General features: G+C 70.4%; 12 protein-coding genes. 6 read left to right on the top strand and 6 right to left on the bottom strand.

Annotated features, from left to right (window positions below; translation table 11 throughout):
• Nucleotides 1-109: 109 nt before the first annotated feature.
• Nucleotides 110-5,329, bottom strand: a complete 5,220-nt coding sequence (locus SM757_RS21295) for an alpha-2-macroglobulin family protein (protein ID WP_322466953.1) — start codon at nucleotides 5,327-5,329, stop codon at nucleotides 110-112.
• 155 nt (nucleotides 5,330-5,484) lie between these two features.
• Between SM757_RS21295 and SM757_RS21290 the strand changes: the two genes are divergently transcribed.
• Entirely contained in the window at nucleotides 5,485-6,051 is a 567-nt protein-coding gene (locus SM757_RS21290; protein ID WP_066341350.1) for a DNA-3-methyladenine glycosylase, read from the top strand.
• A 315-nt stretch (nucleotides 6,052-6,366) separates the two neighbouring features.
• Here SM757_RS21290 and SM757_RS21285 read toward each other — a convergent pair whose 3' ends face one another.
• On the bottom strand, nucleotides 6,367-7,020 hold the full coding sequence (locus SM757_RS21285) for a hypothetical protein (protein ID WP_322466952.1): 654 nt from the start codon (nucleotides 7,018-7,020) through the stop codon (nucleotides 6,367-6,369).
• Between the two features lie 223 nt (nucleotides 7,021-7,243).
• Complete coding sequence (locus SM757_RS21280) at nucleotides 7,244-8,314, bottom strand: NAD(P)H-dependent flavin oxidoreductase (protein ID WP_322466951.1); 1,071 nt, start codon at nucleotides 8,312-8,314, stop codon at nucleotides 7,244-7,246.
• 219 nt (nucleotides 8,315-8,533) lie between these two features.
• On the opposite strand from SM757_RS21280, the gene SM757_RS21275 reads away from it, so the two are divergent.
• The 4 genes from SM757_RS21275 to SM757_RS21260 all read left to right on the top strand — a co-directional run bounded on the left by SM757_RS21275 (nucleotide 8,534) and on the right by SM757_RS21260 (nucleotide 12,157).
• Nucleotides 8,534-9,961 carry an FAD-binding oxidoreductase gene (locus tag SM757_RS21275; RefSeq protein ID WP_322466950.1) on the top strand — a complete coding sequence of 476 codons (1,428 nt, stop codon included), beginning with the start codon at nucleotides 8,534-8,536 and terminating at the stop codon, nucleotides 9,959-9,961.
• Nucleotides 9,962-9,978: 17 nt separating this feature from the next.
• Nucleotides 9,979-11,106: a 3-deoxy-7-phosphoheptulonate synthase gene (locus SM757_RS21270; protein WP_066341338.1), complete on the top strand. Its 1,128-nt coding sequence runs from the start codon at nucleotides 9,979-9,981 to the stop codon at nucleotides 11,104-11,106.
• Between the two features lie 29 nt (nucleotides 11,107-11,135).
• Complete coding sequence (locus SM757_RS21265) at nucleotides 11,136-11,615, top strand: cupin domain-containing protein (RefSeq protein ID WP_322466949.1); 480 nt, start codon at nucleotides 11,136-11,138, stop codon at nucleotides 11,613-11,615.
• Between the two features lie 89 nt (nucleotides 11,616-11,704).
• The gene (locus SM757_RS21260) at nucleotides 11,705-12,157 is read left to right on the top strand and encodes a BLUF domain-containing protein (protein ID WP_322466948.1); all 453 of its coding nucleotides are present in this window, start codon (nucleotides 11,705-11,707) and stop codon (nucleotides 12,155-12,157) included.
• An 18-nt stretch (nucleotides 12,158-12,175) separates the two neighbouring features.
• On the opposite strand, the gene SM757_RS21255 is transcribed toward SM757_RS21260, so the two are convergent.
• Together SM757_RS21255 and SM757_RS21250 are read right to left on the bottom strand one after the other, a co-directional pair.
• Entirely contained in the window at nucleotides 12,176-13,183 is a 1,008-nt protein-coding gene (locus SM757_RS21255; RefSeq protein WP_322466947.1) for a zinc-dependent alcohol dehydrogenase family protein, read from the bottom strand.
• A gap of 35 nt (nucleotides 13,184-13,218) precedes the next feature.
• A complete protein-coding gene (locus tag SM757_RS21250; RefSeq protein WP_322466946.1) occupies nucleotides 13,219-16,818 on the bottom strand; it encodes an indolepyruvate ferredoxin oxidoreductase family protein in 3,600 nt (1,199 codons plus the stop codon).
• 126 nt (nucleotides 16,819-16,944) lie between these two features.
• On the opposite strand from SM757_RS21250, the gene SM757_RS21245 reads away from it, so the two are divergent.
• Nucleotides 16,945-17,478, top strand: coding sequence for an Lrp/AsnC family transcriptional regulator (locus SM757_RS21245; RefSeq protein ID WP_322466945.1), 534 nt, complete (start codon nucleotides 16,945-16,947; stop codon nucleotides 17,476-17,478).
• Here SM757_RS21245 and SM757_RS21240 read toward each other — a convergent pair.
• Nucleotides 17,460-17,816, bottom strand: coding sequence for a nucleotide pyrophosphohydrolase (locus SM757_RS21240; RefSeq protein ID WP_322466944.1), 357 nt, complete (start codon nucleotides 17,814-17,816; stop codon nucleotides 17,460-17,462). The two genes, SM757_RS21245 and SM757_RS21240, sit on opposite strands and share 19 nt — an antisense overlap.
• Nucleotides 17,817-17,995: the final 179 nt, after the last annotated feature.

Below are 17,995 nucleotides of genomic sequence, written 5' to 3'. Positions count from 1 at the left end.
GCCCGCTTTCGCGGGCATGACGAAGCAGGAGGCGGTCGGCACCGGCTCACGGCGGGCATCTCATGGCCTTTTGTCCGCATCGTCCTCACGGCCTCCGACCTGCACGCCCTCACTGCCCCGCAGCCCCCCGCGGGTCCTCGATCAGCACCGTGCCGCCGTCCGCTCCCACGCCGCGCAGCTCCGGCCGGTACATGTCCTCGGCGAAGGGGGCGGGCACCACGAAGCGGCCGGGGCTGACCACGCGCAGCATGTAGAAGACCGGCAGCCACTCGCGGTCCAGCCGCGCCGCGGCCACGTAGCGGTCGTCGCGGTACTCGCGGTGCTTCAAGCGGCCGTCGGCCATGGCGGCGGCCACGTTCACGCCCTCGATGCTGAACTCCTCGGCCTTGGGGCCCTGCGACAGGTTGAGGTTCTCCACCTCCATGCCGGCCGGCACGCGGTCCACGATCAGGCCGTTCTCCAACGTCTGCGACGCGCGTGCCCGCACGCGCACGATCACGAGGTCGCCCACGCGCAGCGCCCGCCCGGCCGCCAGCGGCTGGCCCTGCGCGTCGAACCAGTCGCGCTTGAGCTCGATGTCCGTGTCGCGCGGCGCCGGGGCCTTCACCGGGTAGCCGGAGGCCTGCACCTCCACCAGCAGCGGCTGCGCATGCCGGTTGGCCAGCGACACGCCGCGCGCCAGCGCCGCCGCGTCCAGGCTGCGCTGCTCCACGCCCTTGGAGGCCAGCGCCTGCACCGCCTCGCCCACGCTCAACTGCGCCTGCCAGCCGTCGCCGCTGCCGCCACCGCCGGTGAGCCCGGCCGCGCGCGCGGCCAGGAACAGCGACAGCCGCTCCTGCGTGGAGAGGTAAGGGCGCCCATTCAATCGGTCCGCCGCGTCGAAGAGCAGGTTGTCGCGCCGCGCCGCCTTGATCTCGTGCCGCGCCAGCAGCGCGTAGGCCAGCGCGGCGTCGCGCACGGGGGTGCCGTAGTCGCCGAGCCATTCGAAATACCACGCATCGCGGGCGCCGGGCAGGCCGTAGGGGCGGCGCAGGGCGTCGTCCAAGGCGGCCTGCGAGCGCGCCTCGTCGCCCATGAGTTTCAAGGCGATGGCCAGGTGCACCAGCGGCAGCGGCGAGCGGGCCTTCAGCCGCTGCTGGTCGTGCAGGTAGCGCAGCATGGCCAGCGGCGCCTTCTGGTCGCGCGCCAGGATGTAGCCCACGTGCGCCAGCTCCGCGAAGCGCTGGTGGCTGTCGCGCAGCAGGGCCAGGTCGCGGCTGCTCAGGCCGCGGTCCATCGCGGCGCTGGCCGCCGAGGCCGCCGGCCGCGCCGCGCTCGCACCCAACGCGGCCTGCAAGGGCGCCGGCAGTTGCGGGAAGCGGTTGGGCGCCTGTTGCAGCTCCTGCAGCAGCCAGCCTTGCGCCTTGCGGTAGAAGGCGTCCGGCACCGCAAAACCCTGGTCGCGGGCGTCCTGCATGAAGCCCATCACGTAGGCCGAGAGCCAGGTTTCATAGCCGCCGTCGCCCCACAAGGTGAACCCGCCGTTGGCCTTTTGCAGGCCGGCCAGACGGCCCAGGGCGCCTTCGACGAAGGCCGTGCGCTCCTCGCGCGTGCGGGCTTTCAAACCCAGCGCCTGGGCCTGCGCCTCGTCGATGAAGAGGTGCGGGTAGGCCGCGCTGGTGGTCTGCTCCAGGCAGCCGTAGGGGTAGTCCAGCAGCCCCTGGACGAGCTGGCGCACGTTGAGCGGCGGCTTGTCCGACACGGCCAGGGACAGCGTGGCCGAGCCCTTGTGGAAGCGCTCCAGCAGGTTCGCCTCCAGCTTGAGCGACTCGCCCGGCGCCACGCGCAGGCGGCGCACTTCCGTCTCCAGCGGCACGGCCGGCTGTACCTGCAGCACGGACTCGCGCGCGATGCGGATGCCGCTGGCGCTCACCACCTGCAGCCGCAGCCGGCCTAGGCCGTAAGCGTCCGTCGCCTCCACCGGAAAACGCAGCGTCACGCGCTGCTGATGTTTCAGCGACAGCGACTGCTCGCTGCCGCCCACGCGCACGGGCTCGGCGCCCTGCAGGCTGATCTGGAGGTCCTGCGGCGCGCCGCTCAGGTTCGTCACGTCCAGTGCGATGAAGGCGCTGTCGCCGGGCGAGATGAAGCGCGGCGTGGCCAGCTCGGCGACGATGGGTGCGGCCGACACCATCTCGGCGTCGGCCTTGCCGAAGCGGTCGGCCGTGGCCACCACCGCCATCAGCCGCAGCGTGCCGTTGAAGTCCGGCACGTCCACGGGAATGTCCGCCTCGCCTTGGGCGTTGAGCTGGACCGGGCCGCTGAACAGGTCCACCAGCTTCACCTTCTTGGGCAGGCTCTTGCTGTCGCGCAGGCTGGCGTCGCCGCCCCAGCGCAGCCTGGCGGTGCTGCCTTCCATCTTCTCGATCAGGCGGCCGTAGAGGTCGAGCTGCTCGGCCCCGTAGCGGTGCTTGCCGAAGAAGAAGTCCAGCGGGTCCGGCGTGGGAAAGCGCGTGATGTTGAGGATGCCCACGTCCACGGCCGACAAGGTCACCAGCGCCGCCTGCCCGCCGAGTCCCTCGGCCTTCACCCGCACCGTGGCGCGCTTTTCCGGCAGCACCTTGGCCGGCGCCTGCAGCGCCACTTTCAACTGCCGCTCCGTGCGGGCCAGCGGCAGGTGGATGAGGCCGACGGCCCGCGCGGGCGTCACGCGCTCGCCCTGGCTGCCCGGCCGCAGCGCGGTGACGGCGACGTAAAGGTCATGCCGCGCCCAGGCCGCGTCCACGGGAATGGCGATGTCCGTGCCGGCCGCGCGCACGTCCACGCGCTGGCTCCACAGCAGCTTGTCGCCCTCCACGGTGACCAGCGCCGTGCCGTCGTGCGGCGGGGTGATGGTCAGCCGCGCCCGCTCGCCGGCTTTCAACGGCGCCTGGGCCAGCTTCAACTGCACGCGATCGGGGCGGTTGCCCAGGTCTTCGGACTCCTGCGCGCCCCAGCCGGCGTGGAAGCGGTAGCGCAGGGTGAGGCCGGTCTCGGGGTCGTCCACCTCCAGGCGGTAGCGGCCCCAGCGCACGGGCAGCGAAACGCGGCTGCGGTCGCCCTGGGTGGCGATGGCCACGGCGCCGGACTCGATCAGCTCGTCCGTCTCCGTGTAGCCGGAGGTCCAGCCGCGCTGGTCGTCATGGCGCCAGTACCACTGGCGGTCCTCGCGCACCAGGCGCAGGGTGGCTTTCTTGAGCGGCTGCGGTTTTCCATTGGCGTCCACCCGAGTCAGCTCAAAGCCGGCCTGGGCGTTGTCCGGGGCCACGTCGCGGTCGAAGAGCGGGCGCACCGCCAACAGCTTGGGCGCCGGCCAGAGCACGCGCTCGATGGAGCGCACCACGGGCCGCCCGCCGCTTTCGAGCAGGCTGAAACTGCCGCGCACCAGCATGGGCGAGTCCAGCTTCATGTCCGGCAGCGGCAGGCTCACGCGGGTGCGGCCCTGGGCGTCCAGCTCCTGGTCGCCTACTTCCTGGCGCTTGGCCTGGCCGTCATCGTTGAAGTCGCCGAACACGAAGCCGGGCCACTGTTGCGGCAGGGCATAGCGCTGGCGCGAGGTGGCGGCGGCCACCAGCAGCCGGTTGCCGGCGGCCGGGGCGCCGAAGAGGTAGTCGCCGCGCACGGCCACGTCGAAATCATTCCCCGGCAGCAGCACCGGGCGAGCGGTGTTCAGCTCCAGCTTCATGCGCTCGGGCAGGAACTCCTCAACCTGGAATTTCCAGGCCGCGTCCGCCCGCTTGGCGCCGGGGTCGGCGCGCAGCTCCAGTTGCCAGGCGCCGGTGGGCGCATCCGGCGGCAGCACCACGGCGTGGCTCAGGTAGCCGGGAAATTTCTCGTTCGGCTTCCAGGCGGTGGTGCTGACGCTGCGGCCATCCGGCCGCTTCAGCGTGGCGGTGAGCGGCTGCGGCGGCAGCGGCTTGCCGTCCGCGTCGCGCACCAGCACGGAAACGTCGAAGCGCTCGCCGGGGCGGTAGAGGTCGCGCCCGGCCCACACGAACAGCTTGGTGTTGCGTGAGGGGTGGCCGCCGACGTCGAACTCCGACAGGTCCAGCCCCGGCGCACGCAGCGCCAGCACGCTCATGGCGCCCTTGGCGCCTTCGCCGCGGCGGGCCACGAGCACGGCGGCGGATTCCGGCGCGTCCTCGAAATGGCCGTGCCCGTCGCCGTCGCCCTCGGCGCGGCCCAAGCTGCGGCCGTTCTCGTCCAGCAGCTCGAACACCACGCCGCGCTGGGCCTCGCCGGACTTGAGCGAGCTGGCGAAGGCGTCCAGCCCCCGCGCGTAACGCCGCGCCATCAGGCCGATGTCGCTGACGTAGAAGTAGGTCGTCTGGTACTCCTGGGCGAAGCGGCCGGGCTGGCTCATCACGGCGATGTAGATGCCGGGCTCCTGCAGCTCCTTGATGCCTTCCACGGGGATGAAGCTCACGTGGCGGCGGTTGGGCTGGTCGTCGGTGGCGTAGCGGCCCAAGTGCACGCTTTGGGCTTGGTTGCGCAGCTCGTCCAGTTGCCAGCCGCCCACCAGGCCCTGCAGGCGGCGGTTGTTGCCGTCGTCGTAGCGGTAGGGGTCTTCTTCCTCCTCCTGGCCGGCGCCGTTCTCGTCGCTGCCTTCACCGCGCGCGTTCTTGCGGGCGCCGGCCACGCGCTCCAGGAACTTGGGCAACTGCTCCGGCAGCACGCGCAGGAACTGGATGTCCACCTCCGGCACGTTGACGGTCACCACCGGCAGTCCGCCGTTCTGGCCCGCGGGCAGCACCACGCCGCGGCTGGCGAAGAAGAAGGAGGGCGGCATGGCCTCGCTGGCGACGTCGCAGGCGTGGGCGGCGGCGATGCGCCGCCCGTCCTGCGCCTTGAGCGTGTCGGCCACCTCGATGTGGAAGCGCCGCTGCGGCTGGACGTAGGGGAAGTAGGCGATGCGCGGGTTGTCGCCCACGACCCAGGCGCCCTGCAGCAGCTTGCCCGCGGGGGCCGAGCCCGCGAGCGGCGTGCCGGGGGCGGACGCGGCGGGCTGCTCGGCGCCGCGCTCCTGGGCGTCGCCGTCCGCGGCGGCCGGGCCCAGGTCCACCACGCGCAGGGCCTCGTTGAGGTTCTGCCTGCCGTCCACCGGCTGGGTGAAGACGACGGCCAGGGCGGGGCGGTCGTCGAAGAGACGGGGCTTGCACTCCAGCGCGGTGAAGGGCGCGTCCGGGTCGGCGAGGGCCGTGGGCGCCGCGCCGCCCGGCCGCGTGCCGGAGAAGTGCCAGACCAGAAGGGCGGCCAGGGCCACCAGTACCACTGCCGCAGCGGCCAGCCCGCTGCGTTTGACCTTCGCCATGCCCTGCGCCATGCGCTTCTCCCGTGGGTTGTGTCAGAGCTGCCACTGCAACGCGCACGGTAGGGCCGGCGGCGACCGGGAGACATGGGTGGATGTGACCGGTGTTGACGGGCCGCAACGCCGGGGCTGGCCCAACCCTTGCCCATACTGGGCCGATGACTCCGCTCGCCCACATCGACTTCTCGGCCGACTCGCTGCTGGTGGCGCGGCAGCTCATAGGCGTGACGCTGCTGGTGGAGGGCGTGGGCGGCCGCATCGTGGAGACGGAGGCCTACGACCAGAGCGACCCGGCCTCGCACACCTATTCAGGCCAGACACCGCGCAACGCCTCCATGTTCGGCCCCCCGGCGCACGCCTACGTCTACCGCTCCTACGGCATGCACTGGTGCATGAACTTCGTGTGCCGCGAGCCGGGCCACGGCGCCGGGGTGCTGATACGCGCGCTGGAGCCCACGCACGGGCTGGAGCAAATGCGCGAGCGCCGGGGCGTGGAAAAGGTGGAGCTGCTGTGCGCCGGCCCGGGGCGGCTGGCGCAGGCGCTGGGCATCACGCGGGCGATGGACGGCTTGTCCCTGTCCGAGCCGCCTTTTGAGCTGCTGCCCGGGCCGGCCGAGCCGGTGGAACTGCTCATTGGGCCACGCATCGGAATTTCCAAGGCGGCGCATGAGCTGTGGAGGTTTGGGTTGAAGGGGTCCCGATATCTCAGTAAAGGGTTTAATTGAAATTATTTGGTGAAATATTTGGGTATTGAAGTATTGAGGTATTGGGGTATATATCGCAAGCGAATATCTCGGCCTCTCTACTTCGTCATTCCCGCGAAGGCGGGAATCCAGGAGGCCCCAAGTCAGCCGCAAGTCCATGAATCGGCGTGCCGAGGCGCAATACACCGTGCTTCCTGCGTTATTCCTACGCTCTGACGCGGGACCGCCTGGATTCCCGCCTTCGCGGGAATGACGAGGTAGGAAGCGTGGCGAATCAGTCTCCGGTCAGCACTTTCAAACCTCAGCCTTCGTGCATCGATTCTCAAATCGCTGCCCTCAAGGCAACTTCCCTTCCTTCTCCAACCTGTCCAGCATCTTCGGAATGAACCGCCCGCACACCGCCTGATTCCCCTGATACTCCGTATCCGAATCAAAATCATCGTGCTGCGCGCGCACCTTGCCGAATTCCTGCAGCGCCAGGCGAATGGTTTCCTGGTTGCGGGACAGCGAATCCATGGCCGTCAGCGAGGAGAATTTCTCCTTGAAAAAGGCGCCCAGCCGCATGGGCGATTCCTCCAGCCACTGCCGGTAAATGGCCAGGTGGTGCATTTCATGGGCATGCACATGCTCGTAGGCGCAGGCGTCGTCCTTCAACTCGCTGGCGATGTGCACGGCGGTTTTCTGGTAGCCCACTTCCAGGTCGAGCACGGGGCAGCCCTTGGCGTCCTTTTTCCAATAAGACGTGACGCGGCTTTCGGCGTAGGTGGAGCCCAGGCCAAAACTGCGCTGCGTCAGCGGCAGGGACGATTTGCGGTTGAGCGCCGTCACGGCGCGCACGTCGCCGGAATCGTCCTCGGTGTAGGTCAGCGGCGCGGTGCGCACGGTGACCGAGGGCTGGCAGCCGCCATCCACCCCGGCCGGTGCAGCGTGAGAAATTGCCGCCGAGCAAAACAAAAATGCGGACACAGCAAGGCGCAGGCGCCAGGACATAAAGCGCATGGGACGATTCCGTGAAATATCTCCCGCCCCGTGGAGGGAGAAACAGGCCGGAGCGGTGGTTGTTCGCTAATCCCAAAGCATCAAGGGAATTTCGCGGTCTTCCTTGTCCGGCTGTCTGCAGCCTTGATCGTCAACGTCCTGCGCTTCTTGAGCCCTGATTCTTTATCCGCGTGTTTTGCCTGTAACCGGGTTTTAAATTGCCTGGCGGCTCACGTCAGGCCGCGAAAGCCTGGGCCAGCGATTTCGTGATTTCTGCCGCGCTTTCGCCCAGCGAGGTATTGACATGCTGGCCGGACCACAGGGGCGAGAAATCGCCCGATGCTTGGGCTTCGGCCTGGGTACGCAGGGGCGTCATGCCGGCAGGCGCCAGGGGAAATGCCGGCGGCAAGGCCGATAGGGGTCCCATTTCCCGCATGAACCGATTCACGATGCCGCGCGCCGGCCGGCCGCTGAACAAATTGGTCAATGCCGTGTGCCGGGCCGCCTCGCTTTTCAATGCCGCGCGGTGAATGGCGCTGATGGTCGATTCCTCGGCCAACAAATAGGCGGTGCCAATTTGCACCCCGGCCGCACCCAGGGCCATGGCGGCTTTCACGCCCGCCGCATCGGCAATACCGCCCGCGGCGATGACCGGGACATTCAAGGCTTTCACCAATTGCGGCACCAGCGCGAAGGTGCCGATTTGCGTGGTCACGTCGTCCGTCAGGAACATGCCTCGGTGGCCGCCGGCTTCCAAACCCTGGGCGATGACGGCATCGGCGCCATGCTTTTCCAGCCAGAGGGCTTCTTCAACGGTCGTGGCTGACGACAACACTTTCGAGCCCCAGCTTTTCACCCGCGCCAGCAGATCCGGCGCCGGCAATCCGAAATGGAAGCTCACCACCGGCGGCTTGAAATCCTGCAGCACGTCGGCGAATTCGGGGCTGAAGGGCGCGCGGCCGGGGCCGGTCGGGATGTCGGCCGGGTCTATGCCGAATTCGTCGTAATAGGGCTGCAGCGCCTGGCGCCAGGCGGCCTCGCGCTGCGCATCCGGCGTGGGTGTTTCGTGGCAGAAGAAATTGACGTTGTAGGGCCGGCGCGTCTCGGCCTGGATTTCCTGCAGCGACGCGTGCAGCGCCTCCGGCGTGAGCATTGCGCAGGGCAAGGAGCCCAGGCCGCCGGCATTCGACACCGCGATGGCCAGGCGGCTGTCCTGGCTGCCGGCCATGGGGGCCTGGATCAGCGGGAAATCAATGTTCAGCCATTGGGCGAGCTGCATGCGGTCTCCTTGGGTGCGGTGGTCCATGGGGGATGGCCGGCGCGCGGACAGGCCGGTCCCGGCGGGCGTTGTTGTACCAGCCGCGACTTTTCTCACGCCCCGGGACGCGGCCGGAGGGCCGTCCTGCACCCGGTCCGCGCCTGGGAGAAGCGCCTCACCCCCGGGCGTATAGTGCCCCGCTCCTCACAGCCTCACCGTGAGCGCCGGCCCCCGGCCGCCGGGCTCCATCCCCCGCGGAGACTCCTCATGCAACACCCCTCGGATCTTGCCGCCGCGTCGCTGCCCGTGGTGCGGCAGCGCCCGGTGCCGCCGGCCCTCGTCGAAACCCTCATCGCCCGCTTCGGCGCGCGCTGCTCCACCGCCCAGGCCGTGCGCGAGCAGCACGGCAGCGACGAGTCCACCTTCACCGTGCCGCCGCCGGCCGCCGTGGTGTTCGCGCAGAGCAGCGCCGAGGTGGCCGAGGTGATGGACCTCTGCAGCCAGTTCGAGGTGCCCCTGATTCCCTACGGCGCCGGCTCCTCGCTGGAAGGGCACCTGCTGGCGGTGCAGGGCGGCATCAGCCTGGACGTTTCGCGCATGGACCAGGTGCTGTCCATCGACGCCGACGACCTCACGGTCACCGTCCAGCCCGGCATCACGCGCAAGCGGCTCAACGACGAGCTGAAATCCACGGGCCTGTTCTTCCCCATCGACCCGGGCGCCGACGCCTCCATCGGCGGCATGTGCGCCACCCGCGCCTCCGGCACCAACGCCGTGCGCTACGGGACCATGCGCGAGAACGTGCTGGCGCTGGAAGTGGTGACGGCGGAAGGCAAGATCATCCGCACCGGCACCCGCGCCAGGAAGAGCAGCGCCGGCTACGACCTGACGCGCCTGATGGTGGGCAGCGAGGGGACGCTGGGCGTCATCACCGAGATCACGCTGAAGCTGTACCCGTTGCCCGAGGCCGTGTCGGCGGCCGTGTGCTCCTTCCCGAGCATCGAGGCGGCGGTGCGGACGACGATCCAGACCATCCAGCTCGGCGTGCCCATCGCCCGCGTGGAGCTGATCGACGCGAACACCGTGCGCATGGTCAACGCGCATTCGAAACTGGGCCTGCGCGAGGAGCCCATGCTGCTGATGGAGTTCCACGGCTCGCCCGCGGGCGTGCAGGAGCAGGCTGAGACGGTGCAGGAGATCGCGGCCGAGTTCGGCGGCCAGGCGTTTGAATGGGCCACCACGCCGGAGGAGCGCACGCGGCTGTGGACCGCGCGCCACAACGCCTACTTCGCGGCCATCCAGTCCCGCCCGGGCTGCCGGGCGCTGTCCACCGACACCTGCGTGCCCATCTCGCGCCTGGCGGACTGCCTGCTGGACTCGGTGGCGGAAGTGGAGGCCTCAGGGCTGCCGTACTTCCTGGTCGGCCACGTGGGCGACGGCAATTTCCACTTCGGCTACCTGATCGACCCCGGCAGCGAGCACGAACGCGCCGTGGCCGAGGACTTGAACCACAAGCTCGTGCACCGCGCGCTGCAGCTCGACGGCACCTGCAGCGGCGAGCACGGCGTCGGCCTGCACAAGATGGGTTTCCTCGTGGAGGAGGCCGGTGCCGGCGCGGTGGAAGTCATGCGCACCATCAAGCGCGCGCTGGACCCCAAGAACATCCTCAATCCCGGAAAAATCTTCGAACTCTGAAAACCAGGCCAACGCCAATGACCTCCCGCATCGACGACCCCCAGCACGACCACGAAGCCGGCAGCGCCGACAGCACGCAAGACCTCACGCGCATCGACGACGTGCGCATTCGCGCCGTGCGCCCGCTCATCTCGCCTGCGCTGCTGCAGGACGAGGTGCCCGTCTCCGACACCGTGCTCGCCCTGGTGGAAGACGCCCGCCGCGCCACCGCCGCCGTGCTGCGCGGGCAGGACGACAGGCTGCTCGTCGTCGTCGGCCCGTGCTCCATCCACGACCACGGCCAGGCCATGGAGTACGCCCACCGCCTCAAGGCCCTGCACGAGGAGCTCAAGGGCGAGCTGCTGCTGGTCATGCGCGTCTACTTCGAAAAGCCGCGCACCACGGTGGGCTGGAAGGGCTACATCAACGACCCGCGCCTGGACGGCAGCTTCCGCATCAACGAGGGCCTGAAGAAGGCGCGCGAGCTGCTGCTGGACATCTCCGCCCTGGGCCTGCCCTGCGGCACCGAGTTCCTGGACCTGCTCAGCCCGCAGTACATCGCCGACCTCGTGAGCTGGGGCGCCATCGGCGCGCGCACCACCGAGAGCCAGAGCCACCGCCAGCTCGCCTCCGGCCTGAGCTGCCCGGTCGGTTTTAAAAATGGCACCGACGGGGGCGTGCAAGTCGCCGTGGACGCCTTGCAGGCCGCGCGCGCCTCGCACGCCTTCATGGGCATGACCAAGATGGGCCAGGCCGCCATCTTCGAGACGCGCGGCAACGACGACTGCCACGTCATCCTGCGCGGCGGATCGCGCGGCCCCAACTACGACGTGGCCAGCATCGACGCCGCCTGCGCGGCGCTTGCCAAGGCCGGCCTGCGCGAGACGCTGATGGTGGACTGCTCGCACGCCAACTCCGCCAAGCAGCACCGCCGGCAGATCGAGGTGTCCGCCGACATCGCCGACCGCGTCGCCGCGGGCGAGCGCCGCATCGCCGGCCTGATGATCGAAAGCCACCTGGAAGAAGGCCGCCAGGACATCAAGCCCGGCGTGGCGCTGCAGCGCGGCGTTTCCGTCACTGACGCCTGCATCGGCTGGGCCCAGACCGCCGGCGTGCTGCGCCGCCTGGCCGACAGCGTGAAGGCGCGGCGCGCCCTGGCCGCCTGAGCCGCCGTCCCAGCCCGGAGCCACCAGCCATGAGCGAGCCCAAGCGTCCCGTTGCCGTCGTCGCCGAGGAGGCGCCGCTGCGAACGAAGCCGTCCATTTACCCGGAGCCCTTCGCCTCACGCATGGCCGGCCGGCTGAAGCGGCCGCTGGGCGACCTGTTCGGCCTGGGGAATTTCGGCGTGAACCTGGTGCACCTGGCGCCGGGCGCGGTGTCGGCGCTGCGCCACGCGCATGCGCGGCAGGACGAGTTCGTTTACGTGCTGCGCGGCCACCCCACGCTGTGCACGGACGCGGGCGACACGCCGCTGTCGCCCGGCATGTGCGCCGGCTTCCAGGCCGGCATGGGCGACGCCCACTGCCTGCGCAACGACACGGACGAGGAGGCCGTCTACCTGGAGGTCGGCGACCGCAGCCCCGGCGACGCGGCCACCTACCCGGACGACGACCTGCGCGCCGTCAGCACGCCCGCGGGCTGGCGCTTCGAGCACAAGGACGGCACGCCGTACTGAGGCCGCGCTGGCCGCCATGGCCTTCCCGCACGGGATTTGCTCGTGAGACTCAGAACGAGCACCTGTCGCCCTTCCGGGAAGGAACCCCCATGCCGCTGCAGCACCTCATCTACATCAGCATGGTGGCCGGTGCGGAGCCTTCGCTTGCCGATCTGCAGGGCCTGCTGGCCACGTCCGTGCGCAACAACCGCCGCCTGGGCATCACCGGCCTGCTGCTGTATGCGCATGGCGGCTACATGCAAGTCCTGGAAGGGGAGGGCGACGCCGTCGCCGAGGTGTTCGACGGCATCCGCCAGGACCCGCGCCACCGCCGCGTCACGGTGCTGCTGCGCGGGCCCGTGGAGCAGCGCAGCTTCGGCCAGTGGGCCATGGCCTGCCGCTGGGTGGACAACGGCGAGCCCGCGCCGGACCTGCCCGCCGAGCTCGCGCCCCTGTTCCACGACGGCCTGGATTTCAAGCGCCTGCACGCCCGCCCGGGCGTGGCCATGGAACTGCTCACCTACTACGCCCGCAACAACGGCCTGCTGTTGACCGTCGCCTGAACGCCGGGTGGCCCGCGCTCAGATCGCCACGCAGATCTTGCCGAAGTGCGCCCCGGCGCCCTGGTGGCGGAAGGCGGCGGCCAGGTCCTTGAGCGGGTAGGTCGAGTCGATCACCGGGCGGATGCCGGTGGCGTCCAGGGCGCTTATGAACTCCTGCTGGTGGGTGCGGCTGCCGACGATGAGTCCTTGCAGCCGCGCCTGGCGCGCCATCAGCGCCAGCGTGGGCACCTCGCCCGCCATGCCGGTGAGGATGCCGATGAGCGCGATGCGCCCGCCGATGCGCACGGCCTCGATGGACTGCGCCAGCGTGCCGGGGCCGCCCACTTCCACCACGTGGTCCACGCCCTGGCCGCCGGTCCAGTCGCGCGCGGCGCGGCCCCAGTTGGGCTGGGACTTGTAGTTGATGAGGTGGTCGGCGCCCAGGGCGCGCAGCCGCTCCAGCTTGGCGTCCGAGGAGGAGGTGGCGATCACCGTCGCGCCCATGGCCTTGGCCAGTTGCAGCGCGAACACCGACACGCCGCCGCTGCCCTGCACCAGCACCGTGTCGCCGGCCTTGATCTGGCCCTCGACCACCAGCGCGCGCCAGGCGGTGAGGCCGGCGGTGGTGAGCGTGGCGGCCTCGGCGTGGCTGTAGCCCTTGGGCGACCGGGTGAACCAGGTGGCGGGGGTGACGACGGCCTCGCGCGCGTAGCCGTCGATGCCGTCGCCCGGCGTGGCGGAGAAGTCGCCGATGCGCGCCGGGCCGTCCTGCCAGGTGGGGAAGAAGCAGGAGACCACCGAATCGCCCACGGCGAACTCCGTGACGCCGTCGCCCACCGCTTCCACCACGCCTGCGCCGTCGGACATGGGGATGCGCCCGTCGGCCGCCGCAATCCAGCCTAGGGCCACGGCGTAGTCGTGGTAGTTGAGCGAGCTGGCGTGCAGCTTCACGCGGATCTGTCCCGCGCCCGGCGCGCCGGGGTCGGCCAGATCCACGGTCTCCAGGCGGTCCAGGCCGGCCGGTGCGCGCAAAACGATGCCTTGCATGTGTAGGTGTCTCTCGTTGGTTTGGGAGTGCGAGGCTAGCGCAGGAGCGGCGCCGTCACCCGTATGCCGCGAATCTGCCCGGCCTCGCGCGAGGGCGCCGGGCGCGGGTGGTGGGCCGGGTCCAGCCGCCACAGCAGTTCGGCCTCGCGCACGCGGGCCTGCGCCACGGCTGCCGCCTTCACGTGGCCGTAGCCGCGCATGGACAGCGGCAGGCGCGCGACTTCCACCGCCAGCGCCAGCTTTTCAGCGCTCAACAAGGGCAGCAGGGCGCGCACGCGCTGCTCGTACTCGGCAATGAGCGCGCGCTCCATGCGCCGCTCGGCCGTGGCGCCGAACGGGTCCAGCACCGTGCCGCGCAGCGCCTTGCCGCGCGAGAGCAGTTTCAGCGCCGGCAGCAGCCAGGGGCCGAAGGTCCATTTCCCCGGCGGCTTGCCGTCCTTGCCCCGCGACAGCAGCGGCGGCGCCATGTGGAAGCGCAATTTCAGATTGCCCTCGAACTGCCGGTGCAGCTCGCGCTCGAAGCTGCCGTCGGCAAAGAGGCGGGCGACTTCGTACTCGTCCTTGTAGGCCATGAGTTTTAAGAGGCTGCGCGCCACGGCACGGCTGAAGGGCAGCGACGCATCCGCCTGCAGCGCGCGCTCGCGCGCGGCGGCCTCGTCCACCAGTGCGGTGAAGCGCGCGGCCCAGGCGGCGCTCTGGTACGCCGTCAGCAGCTCCACGCCGCGCGCACGCAGCAGCGCCAGCGGCTCGTCGGCATGGTCGGGCTCCACCTCGGCCTTGCCCAGCGCCAGCAGCGCGCGCGGGTTGCCCGCGGCCAGCCGGCCCAGCGAGAAGGCGAGCTTGTTGGCTTCCACCGCCACGCCGTTGAGCTCCACGGCGCGCAGCAGCGCTTCCAGGCCCACCGGCACCAGGCCGCGCTGCCAGGCATGGCCCAGCGCGAGGATGTTGGATGCCACCGTGTCGCCCATGAAGGTCTCGCACAGCGCCTGCGCGTCCAGCGTTTCCACCTGCTCCTCGCCCGCGGCGTGGTGGAGCTTTTGCAGCAGTTGCGGCACGCGCAGCGTGGCGTCGGGGTTGCGCAGGTGCTCGGCCACGGGCACCTCGTGCACGTTGGCCACGATGCGCGTGCGACCGCGCCGCACGGTCTGCAGCGCGTCCGCGCTGGCGCCCACGACCAGCTCGCAGGCCAGCAGCGCGTCCGCCTGCTGCGTGTCTATGCGCACCTGGTTGAGCCGCTCCGGCCGGTCGGCCAGGCGCACGTGGCTGAGCACCGCGCCGCCTTTTTGCGCGAAGCCCATGAAGTCCAGCACCGACGCCGACTTGCCCTCCAGGTGCGCCGCCATCGTCACCAGCGCACCCACCGTCACCACGCCCGTGCCGCCCATGCCCGTGACCAGCAGGTCGTAGGGGCCGCTCCACGCGTGCGGGGCGGGGTGCGGCAGCTCATCGACGGCGCGGACGAAAGCGCCCAGGTCCGTCAGCGAGCCGACTTTCCTGCGCGGCTTGCCCCCTTCGACGCTCACGAAGGACGGGCAGAAGCCGTTGGCGCATGAATAGTCTTTGTTGCAGGCCGCCTGGTCGATGCGGCGCTTGCGGCCCAGCGGCGTTTCGTGCGGCAGCACGGCCACGCAGTTGCTTTGCACGCCGCAGTCGCCGCAGCCCTCGCACACGGCCTCGTTGATGAAGAGGCGCCGTGGCGCGTCCTCCAGCTGGCCGCGCTTGCGGCGGCGGCGCTTCTCGGCCGCGCAGGTCTGCTCGTAGATCAGCACCGTCACGCCGGGCAGCTCGCGCAGCCGGCGCTGCACGGCGTCCAGCTCGGCGCGGTCGTGGAACGTGGTGCCGGCGGGGAAGCGGTCGCGGATGAGGTCGTACTTGCGGATGTCGTCGGACACCACCGCCACCTGCTTCACGCCCTCGGCCTCCACCTGGCGCGCGATGCCGTCCACGCTCACCGGCGCGTCCACCGGCTGCCCGCCCGTCATGGCCACGGCGTCGTTGAACAGGATCTTGTAGGTCATGGCCGTGCCCGCGGCCACGGCCTGACGTATGGCGAGGTAGCCGGAGTGCGCGTAGGTGCCGTCGCCCAGGTTCTGGAACACGTGCGGCACGCGGGTGAAGAGGGCGTGCGACACCCAGTCCACGCCTTCGCCGCCCATCTGGATCAGCCCCTCGGTGTCGCGCTGCATCCAGCTCGCCATGAAGTGGCAGCCGATGCCGCCCTGCGCCTTGGAGCCTTCCGGCACGCGCGTGCTGGTGTTGTGCGGGCAGCCGGCGCAGAAGTAGGGCAGCCGCTTGACGGCGTCCGCCTCGTTGCTCAGCAGCTCCGGCAGGGTGAAGTCGCGCACCAGGTGGCGGCGGTCCAGGTCCGGGCAGTGGCGGACGAGCCAGTCGGCCACCAGGGCGATGAGCCGCGAGGGCCGCAGCTCGCCCAGCGCGGACACCAGCGGCCGCTCCGCCGCGTCGCGCTTGCCCACGATGGCCGGCCGCCGCGCGCGGTTGTAGAGCAGCTCGCGAAGCTGCGTCTCCACCACCGGGCCTTTCTCCTCGATGACCAGCACCTCCGAGAGGCCCTCGCAGAAGTCCAGCGCGCGCCGCGGCTCGATGGGATAGGTCAGCCCCAGCTTGTGCACGCGTATGCCGTGCCCGGCCAGGGTGGCCGGCGAGATGTCCAGCCGGCGCAGCACCTCCATGAAGTCGTGGTGCGCCTTGCCGGCGGTGAGGATGCCCACGCGCGCCTGCCGGCACTCCACCACCGTGCGGTCTATCGAGTTGACGCGGGCGAAGGCGCGCACCGCCTCCAGCTTGGCGTGCAGCCGCTCCTCGATCTTGAGCGAGGGCAGGTCCGGCCAGCGGTAGTGCAGCCCGTCGGCCGGCGCCGCGTGGCCGGTGAGCTGGCGCACGGCGTCGCCGTCCAGCCAGGTGGCGGCGCGCCCGTGTATCAGGTCCAGGTCCACCGTGGCGCCGCTCTCCACCACTTCCGACAGCGCGGTCAGGCCGGCCCAGCAGCCGGAAAAGCGCGACAGCGCCCAGCCGTAGAGGCCGAATTCCAGGAGGTCGCTGACGCTGGAGGGCGAGAGCACCGGCGCGTGGAAGCTCTGGAACACCTGGTCGCTCTGGTGGGGCATGGAGGAGCTGACGCAGCCGTGGTCGTCGCCCGCCACCATCAGCACCCCGCCGTGCGGCGAGGCGCCGTAGGCGTTGCCGTGCTTGAGCGCGTCGGCCGCGCGGTCCACGCCCGGGCCCTTGCCGTACCACAGGGCGAACACGCCCTCGGCCGTGCGCTCGGGGTCGGCCTCCACGCGCTGCGTGCCCAGCACGGCGGTGGCGCCCAGCTCCTCGTTGATGGCGGGCAGGAACTCGATGCCCTGCGCCTTCAGCCGCTCGCCGCAGCTCCACACCGTCTGGTCCACCATGCCCAGCGGCGAGCCGCGGTAGCCGCTGATGAAGCCGCGCGTGGCCAGGCCCGCGGCCGCGTCGCGCTGGCGCTGCATCAGCAGCAGCCGCACCAGCGCCTGCGTGCCGGTGAGGAAGACGCGGCCGCTCGGCGCCCACAGGGCGTCGTCCAGCCGGTAGCCGTGAAGGGGTGTTTGTGCGGCCGCCGCCTGCGGGGCCGCCAGGTTTGTCTCCGTGCTCATGCGCGCTCTCTTTGGCTGCTCTGATCGGGGTCAAGCCTAGGCGCACGGCACTGGAAAGGGATTCTTTTCTGCTCCACCTCACGCGGTGCGGTAGAAAATCATTCTCAATAAAAGCGGAGGTTTGGAATGGATTCGCTGGATCGCCATGACGTGCTGTTGCTGCAGGAGCTGCAGCGCGACGCACGGCAGACCGTGCAGCAGCTGGCCGAGGCCGTCGGCCTCTCCAGCACGCCGTGCTGGCGCCGCATCAAGGAGCTGGAGTCCCGTGGCGTCATACGCGGCTACACCGCGCTGGTGGACCGCGAGAAGGTCAACCTGCAGCTCTGCGTGCTGGCCGAGATCAACTTGGGCCGCCATGAAGAGGGCGAGGTGCAGCGCTTCGAGGCCGCCGTGGCGCAGAGCCCGCAGATCGTGGCCTGCTGGTCCACCACGGGGCAGGCGGACTACGTCATCAAGGTGCTGGTGCCGGACATCAAGGCGTACGAGAGGTTTTTGCACGAGACGGCGTTTCGCCTGCCCGGCGTCACGCACGTGCGCTCCAGCGTGGTGATGAAGGAGGTGAAGTCCGAAACCCGGCTGCCCATGGAGCTGCCCACGCGCAGTGCGCCGACGGGGCGGGGGCGGCCGGCGGGCGCCAGGGATCAGGCCGGCCCGCTGTAGCCCGCGCCGGGTGGCGCGGGGTATTTCACGGCGTTGGCGGCGATCTTGTCGCGCACGGCGGCGTCCAGGTCCACGCCGAGCACGGTGGACAGGCGCACGAGGTACATGAGCACGTCGGCCAGCTCGTCGCGCACGGCGCGGGCGGTGGCGGGGTCTTGCGCGAGGCGCGCGGCCTGCTCGTCGGTGAGCCACTGGAACAGCTCGGCCAGCTCGCCCACCTCGCCGGTGAGCGCCAGCACCAGGTTGCGCGGCGTGTGAAAGCCGTTCCAGTCGCGCGCATCGGCAAAGCGCTGCAGCGCGGCTTCCAATGCGCTCACGTCGAGCAGGGGAGAGGTCATTGCAGGGGTCCTTGGTTCGTGGTCCGGTTCCCCGCGCCGCGCCATTTCCCGTCATGCCCGCGAAAGCGGGCATCCACCCTGGCCGGGATGCCGCCCGGTGTTCGTGGACACCCGCTTTCGCGGGTGTGACGGGAAAGAAGGGTCACCGCACCCCAGGAACTCAGGTCACCGGCGCCGGA

The sequence above is a fragment of the Azohydromonas lata genome (genome assembly GCF_034427735.1).
Classification (GTDB): domain Bacteria; phylum Pseudomonadota; class Gammaproteobacteria; order Burkholderiales; family Burkholderiaceae_C; genus Azohydromonas; species Azohydromonas lata.
This window is presented reverse-complemented; position numbering and strand designations above follow the sequence as displayed.

Coding starts and splice junctions, on each gene's coding strand:
- SM757_RS21255 (WP_322466947.1), bottom strand. CDS start 13,183: ATGCAAGGCATCGTTTTGCGCGCACCGGCCGGCCTGGACCGCCTGGAG.
- SM757_RS21270 (WP_066341338.1), top strand. CDS start 9,979: ATGACCTCCCGCATCGACGACCCCCAGCACGACCACGAAGCCGGCAGC.
- SM757_RS21265 (WP_322466949.1), top strand. CDS start 11,136: ATGAGCGAGCCCAAGCGTCCCGTTGCCGTCGTCGCCGAGGAGGCGCCG.
- SM757_RS21280 (WP_322466951.1), bottom strand. CDS start 8,314: ATGGACCACCGCACCCAAGGAGACCGCATGCAGCTCGCCCAATGGCTG.
- SM757_RS21250 (WP_322466946.1), bottom strand. CDS start 16,818: ATGAGCACGGAGACAAACCTGGCGGCCCCGCAGGCGGCGGCCGCACAA.
- SM757_RS21245 (WP_322466945.1), top strand. CDS start 16,945: ATGGATTCGCTGGATCGCCATGACGTGCTGTTGCTGCAGGAGCTGCAG.
- SM757_RS21295 (WP_322466953.1), bottom strand. CDS start 5,329: ATGGCGAAGGTCAAACGCAGCGGGCTGGCCGCTGCGGCAGTGGTACTG.
- SM757_RS21240 (WP_322466944.1), bottom strand. CDS start 17,816: ATGACCTCTCCCCTGCTCGACGTGAGCGCATTGGAAGCCGCGCTGCAG.
- SM757_RS21260 (WP_322466948.1), top strand. CDS start 11,705: ATGCCGCTGCAGCACCTCATCTACATCAGCATGGTGGCCGGTGCGGAG.
- SM757_RS21290 (WP_066341350.1), top strand. CDS start 5,485: ATGACTCCGCTCGCCCACATCGACTTCTCGGCCGACTCGCTGCTGGTG.
- SM757_RS21275 (WP_322466950.1), top strand. CDS start 8,534: ATGCAACACCCCTCGGATCTTGCCGCCGCGTCGCTGCCCGTGGTGCGG.
- SM757_RS21285 (WP_322466952.1), bottom strand. CDS start 7,020: ATGTCCTGGCGCCTGCGCCTTGCTGTGTCCGCATTTTTGTTTTGCTCG.